Consider the following 16,448-nt stretch of genomic DNA (forward strand, 5'->3'; position numbering starts at 1 on the left):
TCGCCCATACGGTTTGCGCGGCCGCGCCGCGCGCGTCAGTCCGACGACCCCGTGCCGCGCGGCCGCTCGATGCCATACGCTTCCATCCAGCGATAGAGCGTCGCGCGCGACACGCCGAGCTCGCGCGCGGAAGCGGCGACGCGGCCGCGCGTGCGCAGCAGCGCGGTTTCGATCGCTTCGCGCTCGATCGACTTGCGGATGTCGGCGACGGACGGCGAAGCCGCGTCGAGACAGTATTCGAGCTCGAGATCCTGCGCGGTGATCAGGCGTCCTTCCGTCATCACGACCGCGCGCCGCACACGGTTGATCAGTTCGCGGACATTGCCGGGCCAGTCGTGCTTGTAAAGCGCCGTGATCGCATCCGTCGAGAAGCCGCGCACGCGATGGCGCGCGTCACCGCGAAAGCGTTCGAGCATGTGGTGCGCGAGCAGTTCGATGTCCTTGCCGCGCGCACGCAGCGGCGGCTGGTCGATGCGCATCACGCACAGGCGGTGGAACAGATCCGCGCGAAACCGCCCTTCTTCCATCGCCTCGCGCAGGTCGACGTGCGTCGCGGAAACGATCCGCACGTCGACCGGCACCGGATCGCTGCCGCCGAGGCGATGAATCGCGCGCTCCTGCAGGAAGCGCAGCAGGCTCGCCTGGCTCTCGTGCGGCAGGTCGCCGATTTCATCGAGCAGCAGCGTGCCGCCGTTCGCGGCTTCGACGTAGCCGGCCTTGCGTGCGTTCGCGCCGGTAAACGCACCGCGCTCGTAGCCGAACAGTTCCGATTGCAGCAGGTGCGGCGGGATCGCGCCGCAGTTGACCGCGACGAACGGGCCGTTGCGCCGTTCCGAATGACGATGGATCGCGACGGCCGTCAGCTCCTTGCCGGTTCCCGTCTCGCCGAACACGAACACCGGTGCGTCGGTGCGCGCGAAACGCCGCACCGTATCGAACAGCCGCAGCATCGCGCTGCAGGTGCCGACGATGCCGTTCTCCTGCGATTCGAGGCGTTCGCGATCGCGCGCGAACAGGCATTCCATTCCGTACGCATGGCCGACCGTGTCGGCGATTCGCTGATGCGACGCGGGCAACGTGATGTAGTCGAAGCAATAGTCGCGCAACAGCGCGCGCACGTTCGGCGACGCGGTCTGACCGGTCTCGACGAGTGCGACCCACACGACATCGCGCATCGACGCGCAGGTGGACGCGATGCTGCCGATCGCGTCGGCGTGGCCGCCGCTCAGGTCGAGGATGCCGCAGGTGATTTCGCCGGAGGTGTCGCGCAACTCGCTCGCGTGCGCGACGATCGTCACTTTCCAGTCGCGTCGCGCGAGTTCCTTGCGAAGCATGACGGAAGGCGACTGCGTCCAGTAAATCAGAGGACGCTGCCCGGAAGTCCTCCCCGCGCCGGCGCTCTTATCGCGCGTTATTGGCATATTCATAGCGAACCATCACTTTCTCCACTCCGCGAACCGTTCGCGTGCGCTGCGGGCGGCGGCGCATGGCCGCCGGTCCGTGCTGCGTTTCCGCAGCCTTGGCGAAGATCGAAACTGCACACGGCGAGAGCCCCCGGAGGTCGAGCCGGATTTCATCCGGCCTCATTGTCATCGAACTCGAAGGGAACGCGCGGCCGTGGTAGCCACGGCGTTCCGGCTTTGATGCGACGCGCCGTCAGGCGGAGCACGTCGGCAAACGGGAATCCCGTCCGCATTTGCGTCGCGTCGTACACGACAGTCGCGCTCGATGCTGAACTGGACGGCCGCCAGCCCGCTTTCGGAATGGCTGCCTCGTTTCATTTACTCCCGAATTTACACCCCGTATCGAGACGGCTTGTTACCAAACGATAAACATCGATTCAGCCGGTTACGCCGCCGCCCCGCCAGCCCCGCCGCATTTAGCGACTCAGATTTGATTATCTACGACCATTCTCGTCAATCAGTGGCAAATACCACTTTTCTGCAAGATCGGTACTGCTCATTACCTATGATTCCGAATGAAATCGCGCGCAAGAACCGCGCAGTATTTTTCAGGCGTCGGTAATCGCCTGCGTCGCGCGACACCGGAATGTCACATCGAATGCCGGCGAACCGCGCGCGGTCGTTACAACGTCGTAATGAAGCGGCGGTGCATCGCCGCGGCGCAACCTGCCGTGTCGTCCGCTTCATTGCGCAACGCAGCATGCTCGGCATGCACGGCGCGCGCCCTGTCGCTCCCGCCGAGCCGACGCGACCGGCAACGCGCAGTAGCAAGTATGCACGCGTCGGGCCGGTGCGCCGAAACGGCGGTGTCCGAATGACGGACCTGCGCCGCGCGAGGGAATCGATGAAGCGGCAGACGTTGGCCCGCATTCGGTGGTCGATCGTATGCGCGCGGCGCGGCGATGTGCGCCCCGCCGGTCGTGAGCAATCGCAATGTTCAAGTACGGTCCCCGGTTTCTTCAATCGCGTTCGATGCCGACGGCCCGTGCTGCGTGCTCGGCAGCGGGCCGTCGCGACAGGCTAATTATGGAAAAGCCTCCACTCGGCCAGTGTGTGCTACCGCACATTGCTCCGCTCGCGGCACGCGGATGCGCCGCGCAGTGCGCGCCGGCCCGTGCAGGCCCGCGTGAAACGGGTGGGTGAGTAGGCTGTCGAACAGACCGGCGCACGCCGCATCCGCATCATGGGCATCGTCGCGCCGTACCGCATGAACGCGTTCGTGCGTACGGCGTGCTGAAGGCTTCACACGAGGACCGCATCATGGAATGGCATTGTTGTGAATTCGAACATCTGGGCGCCGTCGATCTCTATGCAATCCTGCGCTCGCGCAACGCGGTGCTGGTGGTAGAGGACGCGCACACGCATCTCGACATCGACGGCAAGGATGCGCACGCGCTGCACGTGTTCGCGCGCATGCACACGGGCGACATGATCGAAGTCGTCGCGTACGCGCGCGTGCTGCCCGGCGACGAAGTCGATCCGGACGTCGTGATCGACAAGGTGCTGACAAGCGAGGCATGTCGCGACGACGCCACCCTCGAGCAGCTGATGCAGCGCGCGCTCACGGCCGCACAAGCCGCGTGGCCCGACGTGGCGGTACGCACGCACGTTCCCGCTCAGCGCCAGGCGTTCTACAAACGCTTCGGATTCCGCAAGGCCTACGGCCCCTATCTCGAGCAGGGCACGCCGTTCGTCGGTCTCGTCCGGCCGGCCGACCGCGCCGCCGGCGCGCTGCGCAAGCTGCTGTCGCGGGCCGCCCCGGCGCCGCGCTCGCGAAACGACGACGCGCGCGTCGACGGCCGCACGCACAACCGGCTGCCCGCCGATACCGGAGCCAATCGATGACCGCCACCCTTCGCCCGGTTCCCGAACCCGAGCTGCCGCGCATCCTGCCCGTCATTCTCGCCGGCGGTTCGGGCACCCGGCTCTGGCCGCTGTCGCGCGAGCAGTATCCGAAGCAACTGATCGAGCTGACCTCGAACGAATCGCCGCTGTCGGCGACCGCGCGCCGCCTGAACGGCATCGCGAACGCGTCGCTCGGCGACACACTGCTGCTGGTATGCGGCGAACAGCATCGCATCATGAGCGCCGCGCAAGTGCTCGGGCGCGCCGCGCCCGCGCGCATCCTGCTCGAGCCCGCCGCACGCAACACGGCGCCCGCGCTGACGCTCGCGGCGCTCGACGCCAGCGCGCTCGCCGACGACCCCGTGCTCGCGGTCATGCCGGCCGATCACGTGATCGGCGACGTCGGGGCGTTCCATGAAGCGATCGGGCGCGCGGCGCGCTACGCGCAGGAAGGCACGATCGTCACGCTCGGCGTGCTGCCGCGCCGCGCGGAAACCGGCTACGGCTACATCCAGGTCGGCGAACCGCGCGCCGGCCGACTCGGCGGACACGGCGGCTATACGATCGGGCGCTTCGTCGAAAAGCCGAACGCCGCGCTCGCCGAGCGCTACCTGCATTCCGGCGATTACTGGTGGAACAGCGGTATTTTCGTCACGCGCGCATCGATCTGGCTGAAGGCGATCCGCGCGCTCGCGCCCGACATCCATGCGGCCTGCGAAGCGGCATGGCGTGCGGGCATCGCCGAGGATCCGTTCTTCCGGATCGACGCGGCGGCCTTCGACGCCTGCCCGGCCGACTCGATCGACTACGCGGTCATGGAACGCCTCGCGGAGAGCCCCGACCTCGGCATCGAAGGCATCGTGGTACCGCTTTCGGCTGGCTGGTCGGACGTCGGCACCTGGGATGCGATCTGGGAAATCATGCCGAAGGACGATCAGGGCAACGTCGCACGCGGGCCGATCGTGTTCGAGGACACGCAGGACAGTTTCGTGCGCTCGGAAGGCCGGCTGATCGCATGCGTCGGGATGAAGGACGTCGTCGTGATCGAGACGCCCGATGCGGTGCTGGTCGCGAACAAGCACGACGTGCAGCGCGTGAAGAACATCGTCGCGCGCCTGAAGACCGAGCAGCGCCCGCAGGCGAGCGAGCACCGCAAGGTGCAGCGGCCGTGGGGACACTACGATTCGATCGATCTCGGCGAGCGGTTCCAGGTTAAGCGGATCGTCGTCGAACCCGGCAAGCAACTGTCGCTGCAAATGCACTATCACCGCGCCGAGCACTGGATCGTCGTGCGCGGCACCGCGAAGGTCACGCGCGGCGACGAAACGTTCCTGCTCAGCGAAAACGAATCGACCTACATTGCCGTCGGCGAGGTCCACCGCCTCGAGAATCCCGGCCGGATCCCGCTCGAGATCATCGAGGTGCAGTCGGGTGACTATCTCGGCGAAGACGATATCGTGCGATTCGACGATCGGTATGGACGACCGGTCGTCGGTTCCGCGCAGCCGGCGCCACGTTCACCGTGCGAACCCGACGAGCCGCAGGAGGAAGCGGCGGAACGCGACGCCGTTCGATAAGCGCGTTCGATTTGCGCCTGCGCGCGGTCAATCGATGCTTCGCTGCGACCAGCGCGCGTGCCTGACGGCCTCGCGCACACGCGGCAGCGACGACGGATCCGCGCCGAGCGCGTCGGCATCCGTCGCCGTCGTCCGTTGCGCCGTCGCACACGTCGCCCCCTTCACCGGATTCGCCGACGGCCGCGACGGCCCTTCGCTCGCGCAATCCTTGCCGGGGCCGACCCGCACCGCCATGCCGCCGATTCCCGACAGCTGGTTGTCCGTGAGCCGCACGCCGGACACGTTCCCCCACAGGCGAATGCCGTCGAAGCGCGCATTCGACACGCGGTTGCCGATCACGGTCACACGCGACACCGAACCCGACCACGTGCTGACCTCGATCGCCGCCTGCTGCGTGATCGGGCGCGGATCGGTGCGGCCCGTCGCCGTCTGGATGTCCGCGATCGCGTTGTTCTCGATGCGCACGTCCGACGCACCGTACGTGCGGTTGCTGTCCTCCTGCGCGACCAGAATCCCCGCGCTCACCTGCACGTTGCGCACGATGTTGTTCGAGATCGTGACATTCGCGCCGCCCACCACCGTGATACCCCGGCCCCACGGGTTGCCTTCCAGCGAATTGTCGGTAATCAGCACGTTGCGCGTCAGCACGCCTTCCGCCTGGTAACTCACCACGGCGATCATGTCGTCGCCGGTGCCGCGCACGAGATTGCCGCGCACGAGCACGTCGTGCGAGCCGTGCGTCATGTGAATGCCGTCGGCCAGCGTCGACAGTACCTCATTGCCGACGATCGCGACCTCCGCGCCGCCGAATACGAAGATGCCGGCGCCGGCGCCGCCGTCGATCACGTTGTCGAGCACCTGCACGCCGCGCCCCGTGACTTCGATCTTCGTCGATTCCGGTGTCGTCAGGCGCGTCGTGCCGGTGCCCGCAAGACGGAAACCGACGAGCGTCGTACCGTCGCCACGCATCTCGACCGTCTGATCGTCCGCGGTGGTCGCGATCAGCGTCGCGCCGTAGCCCGACACCACCACATTCGGCCGCCGCACGACCAGCGAACGGCCGACCACGTACCGCCCCGGTGCGAATACCAGTCGCTGGCCCGGCTGCAACGCGTCCAGCGCATGTTGCAGCATGTCGGCCTGATCGGCCGCGTCCGCGGCGGGACGCACGTATGCGTCCGGCACATTCGCATGAAGCGCGCCGGATGCTGCCGCTGCACCCTCCGGCCAGGACAGTGCGTCTGCCATGCACATGCCGGCGATCAACGCGCAGGCGCGGAACGAGCATTGCGATCTACGCATATCGAATCGTTTCCTCTGGAATAACATCGCGCGCGTCGGCCTGCGCACGCGAATCGCCACGTACCGGCCGAGGTGCCCGCCCACGACGCACTCGTCGCAGCGGACGCCGCGATATGTTCGATTGAATCATCCGATCCGGCCGGGTGTCGGTGCGTCAACAGACCGATGCGTGCCGCCTGCGCGGCGCATCGCCGAACGGTAGGCTCGCGAACCGAGCGCCGATCGGCAATCCGTATCATGGCCACCATACGACGCGGCCGCGCTCCGGCGTCGCCGCAGGGCACCGGGCATCCGGCCGTCCGCTCTTCGCTCGTCCAGAACCCGTTCATGACCGATCTGACCATCGCCATCTGCAACTACAACCACGGTGCATACCTGCGCGACGCGATCGATTCGGCGCTCGCGCAGACCGCGCACGGTGTACGCGTGCTGGTCGTCGACGACGGTTCCACCGACGATTCGCGCGACATCATTCGCTCATATGGCGAGCGCGTGACGGCGGTGTTCCAGGAAAATCGCGGTCAGGTCGCCGCGTACAACCGCGCGCTCGAGCATGTCGCGACGCGCTACGTGATCCTGCTCGACGCGGACGACCTGCTCTATGCGGACGCCGCGGCCCGCGTGCTGGCCACGTTCGCGTCCGGCGACTTCGTGAAGGTCCACTTCCGGCTCGACGTGATCGCGCGGGACGGCGCAATGACCGGCGCGAGCGTGCCGCAGTCGGCCGCGGACACCGATTGCGGCCGCCTGTTGCGCGCGGGCTGGCTGTATCCGTCGCCGCCCGCGTCCGGCAACGCGTACCGGGTCGACGCGCTCAAGCGCATCTTTCCGGTGCCTGTCACGCCCGACAACCTGCACGGCGCGGATTTCTATGCGATCTACGGCATCGCACTGCTCGGCGCCGTGCACATGATCGACGCAACGCTCGGCGGCTATCGCGTGCATCAGCATCCGGATTCACGCCAGGCCGCCGACACGCCGGCTCTTGCACTCACCAATTCGGAAGACGCCGCGACGGGCGCGCTGAAGGCCGAACGCCGGTGGTGGACGCTGCGCATGCTCGCCGGCACACGGCTGCACGAAGCATTGCCGATCGCGCCGCTCGACTTCGCGATCGAGAAGGCCCGCTTCGCAAGCACGCTGTATCACGCGCCGCTCGTGCGGCGCTGGCGCTGGTTCCTGTGCGAATCCGGACGCTACTGGCATACCGTGCTGCGCAATCCGTTCTGGCGTCCCGCGAAGAAGGTGGCCGTCGCCGGGCTGTCGCTCGCGTGCCTGCTGCCGTCGTCGACGCTCAGCGACCGTGCGATTCGCTATATCTCCAATCCGCTTGCGCGCGTGCGCAAGTCGTCCGGGCAGCGTGCCGGCACACGATAGCGTCGTCGCGCCATGACGTCCGCCGCCGAATCGCTTCTTCGGTAAGCCATCGCACCCAGTCGTTCGCGCATGCGCTGCACAATGATTCGGGCCAGTGGATTCACGCGCACTGACCGGACTTCGCCGTTGCGTCGCCCCCGGTCGCCATAGCCGAACGCGGTTTCGATTCGTCGCGCCGCATCGTGTTTGGCGCAATTCGACCGACCGCTTCACCCGCATCGCACACGCGAGCCGCGCAGCGGGATCCAATGGCCACGACTCGCAAGCATTTATCAATTAGGAATGCATAGTTCAATGAACCAGGCGACGCGACCGCACGATTCACCGGCTGCCCGTCATCGCGACGGGCGATGACCGGCAAGATCGAATCGCTGGACCCAAAGATGACCACAGAAAAGATCGTTCATATTGCCGAAGCGTTCGGTGGCGGCGTGCTGTCGATGCTGACGCATCTCGCCAACCATGCCGCGGCAACCGGCGCCGACGTCACGGTGCTGCACTCGATCCGGGCGGAAACGCCGGTCGATTTTGCAATGCTGTTCCGGCCCGACGTGAAGCTCGTCCATGTCGACATGGTGCGCGAGGTCAGCGTCACACAGGACCTGCGGAGTTTGCGCGCGCTGATCCGCAGCCTGCGCGATTGCAAGCCGACCGCGATTCATCTGCATTCGTCGAAGGCCGGCGTGCTGGGACGGGTCGCCGCCCGGATCGCCGCGCCGAATGCGACGGTCCTCTACTCGCCGCACGGGCTTTCGTTCCTGCGCTGCGACGTGTCGCGCATGAAGCAGTTCGCATATCTGAGCTTCGAACGCATCGCGGCGCGAATCGGCGGCACCGTCGTCGCCTGCTCGGGCAGCGAGCTCGGCGAGATCAGAAGAAAGGTCCGGCCGAAATCGGCGGTCCTGGTGGAAAACGGCGTCCATGTGGCGGAGATCCCGCCGCGTCGAACGCGTGACGATCGCAAGGTCGTCATCGGGATGAGCGGTCGCGCGTCGTTCCAGAAGAACCATGAAGCATTCGTGCGCCTCGCCGACACGCTGCACGGCGTCGACGTCGAGTTTCTGTGGATCGGCGGCAACGCGGCCGAGATTGCGGATCCCGGCCAGCGCCCGGCCGTCGTCTGCAGCGGCTGGGTGACCCGCGCTCGGGCGCTGGCGCTCACGTCCGAACTCGACATCTACGTGCAAACGTCCCGCTGGGAAGGCATGCCGGTCGCGCTGATCGAAGCGCAGGTCGCCGGCATTCCGGCCGTGGTGACGGACGTCGTCGGCAATCGCGACGTGGTGATCCACGGCGTGACCGGTTACGTCGCGTCGAACGCCGACGAGATGTCTGCATATGTGGCCGTGCTCCGCGACAACCGGCAGCTGCGCGAACAAATGGGCGCCGCGGCCCGGCAACGGGCGATCCAGCGGTTTTCGATCAACGCGATCTTCCGGCAGTGGAATGCCCTCTACGGACTCGGCGCCGACGAGCCGCGAGCCGGCACGCGCGACTTCGAGCCGGTTGCGCCGGATCACGTCAAAGCCTGATCCCGATTTCGACACATCCTTATCGATATGATCGCCAGCAAACCGAAGCAACTCGTCTACAACGGCCGATTCACGACGCAGAAGACGACCGGCGTGCAACGCGTCGCGCGCGAGCTGATCGCCGCACTGATCAAGTTTCATCCGCAGGATCCGGTGACCGTGCTGGTGCCGCCACGGCCCGGCGTCGCGGTGAGTGGCGCCAAGACAGTCGAAGTCGGCTTTTACAAAGGCGTGGTGTGGGAACAGCTGATCCTCCCGCTGTTCGCGCGCCGCGGCCGCATCGTCAATCTCGGCAATTCGGCATCGATCTTCCTCGGCAACCAGATCATCTACATGCACGATGCGGCGGTGTTCGACACGCCCGCGCATTTCTCGCGGCCGTTTCGGATGTGGTATCGGATCATGTTCTGGATCCTGGCGCGAACCTCGGCGTGCGTACTGACCAATTCCCGGTTCTCGCGGGATCGTCTCGCCCATCACTGCGGCGTTTCAGCGGAGAAGATCAGGATCGTGCCGCTCGGTGCGGATCATCTCGACGCGCTGGAACCGGACACGAGCGTGCTCGACAAACATGCGCTGACGCCGGATCGATTCGTGCTCGCGGTCAGCAGCATGAATCCCACCAAGAACTTCGGCCGGTTGATCGCAGCATTCCGGCAGATCGGCGATCCGTCGGTCGATCTCGTGATCGTCGGGATGCAGAACACCACTGTGTTCAGCAAGCACGACCCGGTTGGCGCGTCGGAACCGAACATCAAGTACGTCGGCTACATCAGCGACGAGCAACTGAAGGCGCTGTATCAGAACGCGGCGTGCTTTCTCTATCCGTCGATCTACGAAGGCTTCGGCATTCCGCCGCTCGAGGCGATGCGTTACGGCTGCCCGGCGCTGGTCGGAAACTCGGCCGCACTACCGGAAGTCTGTGCCGATGCGGCGCTGTACTGCGATCCGTATTCGCAGGATGACATCGCGCGGAAATTGCGTAGCCTGCTCGATTCCCCCGAGCTGAGGGCCGAGCTCAAGCGCAAGGGAATCGCGCACGCGGCGCAATATCGCTGGAGCCGCAGTGCCGAGATGATGAAGGCGATCTTCGAGACGCTGTAGCGCCAGCGGCAGGCGACCGAATCGGCGCGTTTACGCGACGTTGACGGGGCTGCCGGTCGCGGCCGCTTGATTTCCGAACAGGCGCTTGCCGAGATACGACCTGATCGGCTCCTCGACGAATTTCGCGAGGAAGGCGGCCGACACGATCGACAGGCCCGCGGCAAGCATTGCCGTCCTTACGACGTGGCCGTCGCCCTGCGGCGCATACGCGAACACCAGCCTTCCGATCGGGTAATGCACGCAGTAGAGCGGGTACGAAATCCAGCCGAGGAACGCGCTGATCCGAGCCATCGCGTTGCCGCTCGGAGTGAGCATGGCGCCGCGATAAACCAGCGCGGGGGCGACGAACAACAGCACGGCCAACGCGTACATTCCCTTGATCGACGTCGGAAACAGGACGACCAGCAGGAACACGACAAACAGCATCCAGTCGCTCCTGACGAGCCCGGCCACGAACCAGTGCGGCCTCGCCGGGAGGCCGGCGTCGTATATCTTCGCGATTGCCACGCCCAGCAGGAACCCGTAGCCGACCCTGAAGAATCCGCCGAGGAAATTATCGGCCGCCCAGCCCTGATTCAGGATGACAGTCACTTTGTCGTGGTCGAGGCCCACGAGCCATCCATACGCGACGAACGCACCGAGACATGCATAGGCCAGTCTCAGCAGGTTCCGCTCTTTCATCCTGACGGCCGCAATCAACACAACGCTCGCGAACAACTCGAAGAACAGCGACCAGGCGGGCGGATTCAGAGGAAACACACCGGGATCGTCGACCGCCTGCAAGCCGTGATTCGTGGCGCCGATAAAGCCTGACACCGAAAAACGACCCAGATACGGAACGAGAAAATAATTCTGTCCAGTGGCTGCGGCCAGGTTGCCGAACGAAAACGCCGCTGACGCATTGGCGCGCATGACGACGAGGCTCACGAACCCGATCGTCAACCCGATGCATATCATCGGATAAAGACGGATTACCCGTCGCTTCACATACTCGCCGCGCCACGACGCCTGGCGCAATTGTTCTCCGTAGGAGTACGTGAGGATGAAGCCACTCAGCATGAAGAACACGTCCACCGAAAGATACGCACTCTGCAGTATCGGAATCGGCAGATCCTGAAGGAAATGCATGAGCATCACGCTGATCGCCGCAATGCCGCGCAATCCGTCCAGAATTTCAAATTTCTGCTTGTGAGTCGCCATGATGAGTAATGGGTCGACCATCGCCTTATCGCGACAACACCGGATCAACGTCCGCGGCCCGATCGCCACGCGCAACGCCGCGCCGGTTTCCGTCCCCATCGGCTCCGCCTCCGCTGGCAGGCACTGCATGCGCGGGCGCCTTGGCGAACCATTGGAAGATGGCGATCAGCAGCACGACCGGCACGAAATTGCGTCCGCTGAACAGGTTCGGCGTTCGCATGACTTCCATGACCGACACGTAAAGCACCGCATGGATGCAGCACCAGAACCCGTTGCCGCTCCGCCAGCCCGCATAACTGCGACCGACCGCCCAGCCGAGCGCGAGCGCATCGAGCAAGCCGAACCAGCCCCACTCGTAGAAATGGACGAAGATGCCCGACGGGTTGTTGAACTCCGGGTCGGCGTAGCCGTTCAGGAAGAGGTTGATGCTGTCGCCCGAGTCCAGCCACGGCTGCAACGTCGCGCCGATGACCGGGAAGCGCAGCAGCCAGTCGAACGTGAACATCGGGTGGCCCTGGTCCCAGCCCAGCACACTCAGTATTCCGGCGCCGTTGTTCAACGACGTCGAGTAGTACAGGCCGAGACGTTCGAGCGCGAAATCGAACAGGTTGTCGTAGATGTTGACGTAATAGGCTTCCCACGACCGGTTGTACTCGTTCGCGATGAACAGGCCGAACAGCAGCGGGATCGCCGCATACGGGCCGAGCGTCAACAGCCGCGAATACCTGCCTCCGAGCCGGAACCGCACGACCATCAGCGCAAGCGGCATCACCATCTCGATCAGCGCAAGCCGTTCGGCGAAGATGAAGCTGCGCATCAGCGTCAGCACGGCAAGCACGGCGAAGTAGATCTTGTAGCGATTCAGTCCCTTGACGGGTGTCCTGAACACATAGAAATACAGCACGACGAACGGTGCGGTCGCCTGCGTGAAGGTGCTGAGGCCCGTGATGCGCCCCTTCAGTTCCAGCATGTCGTAGGCATTCGCTTCGCCGCGCACGAACGCGATCAGCAGTGCCGGGTGCGTGAGGATGCCGCTCAGCAACAGCACATAGCCGAACAGCGCGAGCGCGAATACGAAATCGAGCACGCGAGGCGACAGCTCGACCTCGGCCGGCGGCGGCCCGCGTCGCGTGCGCGCTTCGGTCGTCGCGAGCCATGCGGCCGCCATCACCACCATCAGGAACAGCGCGCCGACGAACGCGTAGTAGCCGTCGAAATACACGCGCGCGATCGCCTTCGGGTCGCCCAGCAGGCTGAGCGACAGCATGCCGTACAACGGCAGGATGAACATCAGCACGAGGCGTGCCGGATCTTCCCACCAATAGCCCGTGTAGCCACCCACGTAACCACCCGCGGCACCGCGCATGCGCGCCGCCGTGCGCATCGCCGCAGCACGCCGTCGCGGCCCGTACCCGGCCCCGCCCGCTCGCCGGCTCATGACGCCCGTTCCACCCGTTGCCGCGACGCGATCCCTGCCGTATATCCGGACGCGGCCTGATGCGTGTTCGTATCCTTGTAGCCGTAGTCGTAGCGCCCCGGCGCGCCCTTGTAATCGTTCAGGACTACGCCGCATACATCGATATGCGCGTGTTCGAGCCGTCGCGCGCTTTCCTCGAGTTCGGTCAGCGTCGTCACGCCGCTGCGCGCGACGAGGAACACGGTTCCCGCGAGGCGGCCGAGCACCAGCGCGTCGGCCACCGGCAGCAACGGCGGGCCGTCGATCACGACCATGTCGTAGCGCGCCGCGACCTGCTCGATCAGTGCGCCGAGCGCGGGCTGCAGCAGCAGTTCGCCCGGGTCCGGCACGATGCTGCCCATCGCGATGAAATCGAGGCCCGGCGCGACGCCGCGCCTGATCGTCTCGGCGAGCCCGTGCGTGCCGGCCACGATGTCCGACAAGCCTGGCGCGCGGCTATGGCGGAACCGCTCGTGCTGCGAACCCTTGCGCAGGTCCGCATCGATCAGCAGGACCCGCCGTTTCGCCGCTCCGACGAGCGACGCGATATTGGCGGCCACGAACGACTTGCCGACGCCCGTCGTCGGCCCGGAAATCAGCACGACGGGATTCGGTGCGTCCGGCATCGACAATTGCAGCGCCGCACGGAAATTGCGCAGGCCTTCGAGCGCCGTGTCGTGCGCATCCTGCGCGTCGATCGGCGGCATCGGCGCGCGCATGCCGCGCCGTCCGGACTTCGGGCGCGACTCCGGTTGCGCCGCGACCGCGCTGTGCGGCACGGTCGCGAACACGGGCAGCCCCGTCGTCCATTCGATTTCCTCGGCGTCGCCGATCGTGCCGACGACACGCTGCCGGACGATCACGATCGCCGCGCCCGCCAGCAGCCCCAGCATCAGCAGCGCGATCACCGCAACTCCGCGATGCGGGCCGATCGGTTCCTCGGCGACCTTCGCCGTATCGACGATCCGCACGGTGCCGGTCTTGCTGGCCCGCGCGAGGATCATCTGCTGGCGCGTGTTGAGCAGGTTCGTGTACAGCGCGGTATCGACGGCCACATCGCGCTGCAACTGCAGCACGCCCTGCTCGACGGTCGGCAACTGCTGGATCTGCTTGCGTGTCGTGTCGAGCGAACGCTGCGCGTCGGCCAGCTGCGCATCGACGGCCACCAAGGCCGGATGCTTCGGCATGAAGCGCGTCAGCAACTCCTCGCGCCGCTGCTGCAGCGTCTGCACGCGCGTCTCGATGTCGACCGACTGCTGGCGCAATGCCAGCGCCTCGTCACTCGTATTGACGGTGCCATGCGACGCACGGAATGCGTTGAAGCGGTTTTCCGCCTTTTCCAGTTGCGCCTTCAGCTGCGGCAGCTGGGTATCCATGAAGCGGATCAGCTTGTCGGCCGCCTCGGACTTGCGCTGCGTGTTCTGCGCCAGGTACGCGTCGCCGATCGCGTTCAGCACGCGGCTGTCGTGCACGGGATCGATGCCGTCGAGCGTCACGCCGATCATGTTCGATTGCTTGCCGCGCTCCGAGATCAGCGCGTTCTTCTGCAGCCAGACCGTCGCTTCCTCGTCGCTGTAGCGCGTCAGGTCGAAGCGTGCGCCGGGCTTGCCGGCCACGTCGCGCACGAAGATGTCGAGCGGCCCCTGCGGTGTGTCGACATGCAGCGGCTGTCCGATACGGCCCTGCCATGCCGGCCCCTTCCGGCCGAACCAGCCCGTACGCTGCAGCGTGTAGACGCCGTCGTCGCCGAGCGTCAGCGCGAAGCGCTTGCCGAGCAGGCGCTTCGGCACGTCGAAGGTCGGCACGTCGATGCGCTCGGTGCCGTACACGTAGCCGCCCGGCAACGGCGCGGACAGCCCGTCGGCCGCGTTCACGAACCGCCAGCCGATCAGCGGCAGGTAATGCGGCCGCGCGTCGACGGCCAGGTTGGTACTGTCGATCGCGCGGTCGAGCACGGCGCGTGATTTCAGCACCTCGATCTCGGTCGACGCGTCGGTCTTCAGGTCGAACACCGCCGACGGATCGCCGGGCGGGGACGTCTGTTTCGAGTCGGTCGGGCTTTGCTCGACCTGGAACAGGATGTCGGTCCGGTAGACGGGCGCCGCGCACAGCGCATACACGGCGCCGACGAGCGCGCCCGCGAGCGCCGTGCAAAGGATCAGGCGCCGGCCGCCGTACAGCATGCCCCAATAGCGGCGCACCGGATAGGACGGCCGCAGGGCGGGCCCGCTGTGCGGGTCAGGCAGGGTCGAAGAAGTCATACAGCATTAGTCCCGTATGGCGCGACGCGCGGTCGCGGTCGCGGTCACGAAATCCGCAACGAGCGTCACGGCGAGATGGCTCTGGCCGTCAGCGCACCCTGCGCGGACGACGGAATCAGCAGGTTGACGACGCGGCTCCAGCGCACCAGCGACGACGCATCGACGAACACGACATCGCGGCGCTGGAGCGGAAACTGGTCGGCCAGTGCGAACGACGCGGGCGAACTGCCGTCGAGGTGGTACACCCGCGGGCGGTTGTCCGGGCCGCGGCGCACGACGAACACCTGGCGCGCGTCCGACGTGTACTGGCTCACGCCGCCCGTGTCGCCTAGTGCTTCGCCGAGGCTCATCCGGCCGTCGGTCAGCGTCAGCGTCGCCGGCCGCGACACCTCGCCGAGCACGAATACCTTCGCGTCGCTCGCCGCGCGCACGCGCACGAGGTCGCCGTCGCGCAGCAGGATGTTCGACGGGTTCACGCCCGCGGCGATCAGCGCGGGCAGGCTCACGTTCACGGTCCGGTCGCCGCGCGTCACCGATACCTGCGAGCGGTCGGCCGTCGGGGTGAAGCCGCCCGCGCGGTCGATCGCCTCGGGCAGCGTCATCGGCATGTCGTTCACGATCTGCAGGCCCGGCGTGCGCACTTCGCCATCCAGATAGACGCGCTTGCTGCGATAGGTCTGCACGCGCAGCGCGATCTGCGGCTTGCGCACGTATTCGCCGAGCCGCTTCGTCAGCAGCGCGCGCGCCTGCGCCTCGGTCAATCCCGCGACATGCACGAGGCCCGCATACGCGAACTGCACGTTGCCGTTCGCGTCGACCGTATAGCCCGTCGCGACCGAGCTGGCGCCGACGCCGTCGCCGCCGCCCGTCGTCTGCGTCGTCGGCAGGTTCAATTCGGGGTGGTCCCAGACCACGATGCCGAGCACGTCGCCCGGGCCGATCGCGTACGGCTTCGGCTTGCCGAACAACTGGCGGATCTCCGCGTCGACATCGGTGCGCGGGCCCGCATGCTGCGCGACGAACGCCGGCGTGATTTCGATCAGATCCTCGCTCGACACGTTCTGCACGCCGTCGAGGCCGCCCGCGCCCGATGCGTCGGCGCTCACGCGCGCATTCGCGTCGCGCGCGGCAGGCGCCCGGTAGCTCATGCCCGGCGATAACGCACATGCGCTCAGCGCGCACGCGGCCGCCACGATCGCCATGCGCGACAGCCACGGCGCGCGCCGGATGCCTGCGGTGCGTGGCCGCGGCGTCCCGAGCGTCGATTCCGGTTGCGTGGTGATTGACATCGTGTCCTTCCAAAACTGTGCGGTAACCCGCCGAATGCGGCG

The 16,448-nt window shown here is 66.3% G+C and carries 11 protein-coding genes; 5 read left to right on the forward strand and 6 right to left on the reverse strand.

The window, feature by feature from the left end; genetic code table 11:
• Window positions 1-35: 35 nt before the first annotated feature.
• Window positions 36-1,427: a sigma-54 dependent transcriptional regulator gene (locus FFI87_RS24235; protein WP_011658652.1), complete on the reverse strand. Its 1,392-nt coding sequence runs from the start codon at window positions 1,425-1,427 to the stop codon at window positions 36-38.
• 1,296 nt (window positions 1,428-2,723) lie between these two features.
• Between FFI87_RS24235 and FFI87_RS24240 the strand changes: the two genes are divergently transcribed.
• Together FFI87_RS24240 and FFI87_RS24245 are read left to right on the forward strand one after the other, a co-directional pair.
• On the forward strand, window positions 2,724-3,308 hold the full coding sequence (locus FFI87_RS24240) for a drug:proton antiporter (RefSeq protein WP_138848746.1): 585 nt from the start codon (window positions 2,724-2,726) through the stop codon (window positions 3,306-3,308).
• The gene (locus FFI87_RS24245; protein WP_138848745.1) at window positions 3,305-4,885 is read left to right on the forward strand and encodes a mannose-1-phosphate guanylyltransferase/mannose-6-phosphate isomerase; all 1,581 of its coding nucleotides are present in this window, start codon (window positions 3,305-3,307) and stop codon (window positions 4,883-4,885) included. Before FFI87_RS24240 ends, FFI87_RS24245 begins: the two co-directional genes overlap by 4 nt.
• A 27-nt stretch (window positions 4,886-4,912) precedes the next feature.
• Here FFI87_RS24245 and FFI87_RS24250 read toward each other — a convergent pair whose 3' ends face one another.
• The gene (locus tag FFI87_RS24250) at window positions 4,913-6,187 is read right to left on the reverse strand and encodes a right-handed parallel beta-helix repeat-containing protein (RefSeq protein WP_138848744.1); all 1,275 of its coding nucleotides are present in this window, start codon (window positions 6,185-6,187) and stop codon (window positions 4,913-4,915) included.
• 327 nt (window positions 6,188-6,514) lie between these two features.
• On the opposite strand from FFI87_RS24250, the gene FFI87_RS24255 reads away from it, so the two are divergent.
• The 3 genes from FFI87_RS24255 to FFI87_RS24265 all read left to right on the forward strand — a co-directional run bounded on the left by FFI87_RS24255 (window position 6,515) and on the right by FFI87_RS24265 (window position 10,200).
• The gene (locus FFI87_RS24255) at window positions 6,515-7,564 is read left to right on the forward strand and encodes a glycosyltransferase family 2 protein (RefSeq protein WP_138848743.1); all 1,050 of its coding nucleotides are present in this window, start codon (window positions 6,515-6,517) and stop codon (window positions 7,562-7,564) included.
• 383 nt (window positions 7,565-7,947) lie between these two features.
• On the forward strand, window positions 7,948-9,096 hold the full coding sequence (locus tag FFI87_RS24260; protein ID WP_138848742.1) for a glycosyltransferase: 1,149 nt from the start codon (window positions 7,948-7,950) through the stop codon (window positions 9,094-9,096).
• A 27-nt stretch (window positions 9,097-9,123) separates the two neighbouring features.
• Entirely contained in the window at window positions 9,124-10,200 is a 1,077-nt protein-coding gene (locus FFI87_RS24265) for a glycosyltransferase family 4 protein (protein WP_138848741.1), read from the forward strand.
• 30 nt (window positions 10,201-10,230) lie between these two features.
• Here the strand turns inward: FFI87_RS24265 and FFI87_RS24270 are convergent, their stop codons facing one another.
• The 4 genes from FFI87_RS24270 to FFI87_RS24285 form a co-directional block, all read right to left on the reverse strand.
• Window positions 10,231-11,499 carry an acyltransferase family protein gene (locus FFI87_RS24270; protein ID WP_261378577.1) on the reverse strand — a complete coding sequence of 423 codons (1,269 nt, stop codon included), beginning with the start codon at window positions 11,497-11,499 and terminating at the stop codon, window positions 10,231-10,233.
• Window positions 11,426-12,838, reverse strand: a complete 1,413-nt coding sequence (locus FFI87_RS24275; RefSeq protein WP_138848740.1) for an oligosaccharide repeat unit polymerase — start codon at window positions 12,836-12,838, stop codon at window positions 11,426-11,428. Before FFI87_RS24275 ends, FFI87_RS24270 begins: the two co-directional genes overlap by 74 nt.
• Entirely contained in the window at window positions 12,835-15,117 is a 2,283-nt protein-coding gene (locus FFI87_RS24280) for a polysaccharide biosynthesis tyrosine autokinase (protein WP_138848739.1), read from the reverse strand. The genes FFI87_RS24275 and FFI87_RS24280 overlap by 4 nt, the downstream gene beginning before the upstream one ends.
• 65 nt (window positions 15,118-15,182) lie before the next feature.
• Entirely contained in the window at window positions 15,183-16,406 is a 1,224-nt protein-coding gene (locus FFI87_RS24285; protein WP_012365903.1) for a polysaccharide biosynthesis/export family protein, read from the reverse strand.
• Between the last annotated feature and the right edge of the window lie 42 nt (window positions 16,407-16,448).

The sequence above is a fragment of the Burkholderia sp. KBS0801 genome (assembly GCF_005937855.2).
GTDB classification, from domain to species: domain Bacteria; phylum Pseudomonadota; class Gammaproteobacteria; order Burkholderiales; family Burkholderiaceae; genus Burkholderia; species Burkholderia ambifaria.

Excerpts from the sequence above, each read along its gene's own strand:
- FFI87_RS24275 (WP_138848740.1), bottom strand. The coding sequence starts at position 12,838 with ATGAGCCGGCGAGCGGGCGGGGCCGGGTACGGGCCGCGACGGCGTGCT.
- FFI87_RS24240 (WP_138848746.1), top strand. The coding sequence starts at position 2,724 with ATGGAATGGCATTGTTGTGAATTCGAACATCTGGGCGCCGTCGATCTC.
- FFI87_RS24265 (WP_138848741.1), top strand. The coding sequence starts at position 9,124 with ATGATCGCCAGCAAACCGAAGCAACTCGTCTACAACGGCCGATTCACG.
- FFI87_RS24250 (WP_138848744.1), bottom strand. The coding sequence starts at position 6,187 with ATGCGTAGATCGCAATGCTCGTTCCGCGCCTGCGCGTTGATCGCCGGC.
- FFI87_RS24235 (WP_011658652.1), bottom strand. The coding sequence starts at position 1,427 with ATGAATATGCCAATAACGCGCGATAAGAGCGCCGGCGCGGGGAGGACT.
- FFI87_RS24245 (WP_138848745.1), top strand. The coding sequence starts at position 3,305 with ATGACCGCCACCCTTCGCCCGGTTCCCGAACCCGAGCTGCCGCGCATC.
- FFI87_RS24270 (WP_261378577.1), bottom strand. The coding sequence starts at position 11,499 with ATGGGGACGGAAACCGGCGCGGCGTTGCGCGTGGCGATCGGGCCGCGG.
- FFI87_RS24260 (WP_138848742.1), top strand. The coding sequence starts at position 7,948 with ATGACCACAGAAAAGATCGTTCATATTGCCGAAGCGTTCGGTGGCGGC.
- FFI87_RS24280 (WP_138848739.1), bottom strand. The coding sequence starts at position 15,117 with ATGACTTCTTCGACCCTGCCTGACCCGCACAGCGGGCCCGCCCTGCGG.
- FFI87_RS24255 (WP_138848743.1), top strand. The coding sequence starts at position 6,515 with ATGACCGATCTGACCATCGCCATCTGCAACTACAACCACGGTGCATAC.
- FFI87_RS24285 (WP_012365903.1), bottom strand. The coding sequence starts at position 16,406 with ATGTCAATCACCACGCAACCGGAATCGACGCTCGGGACGCCGCGGCCA.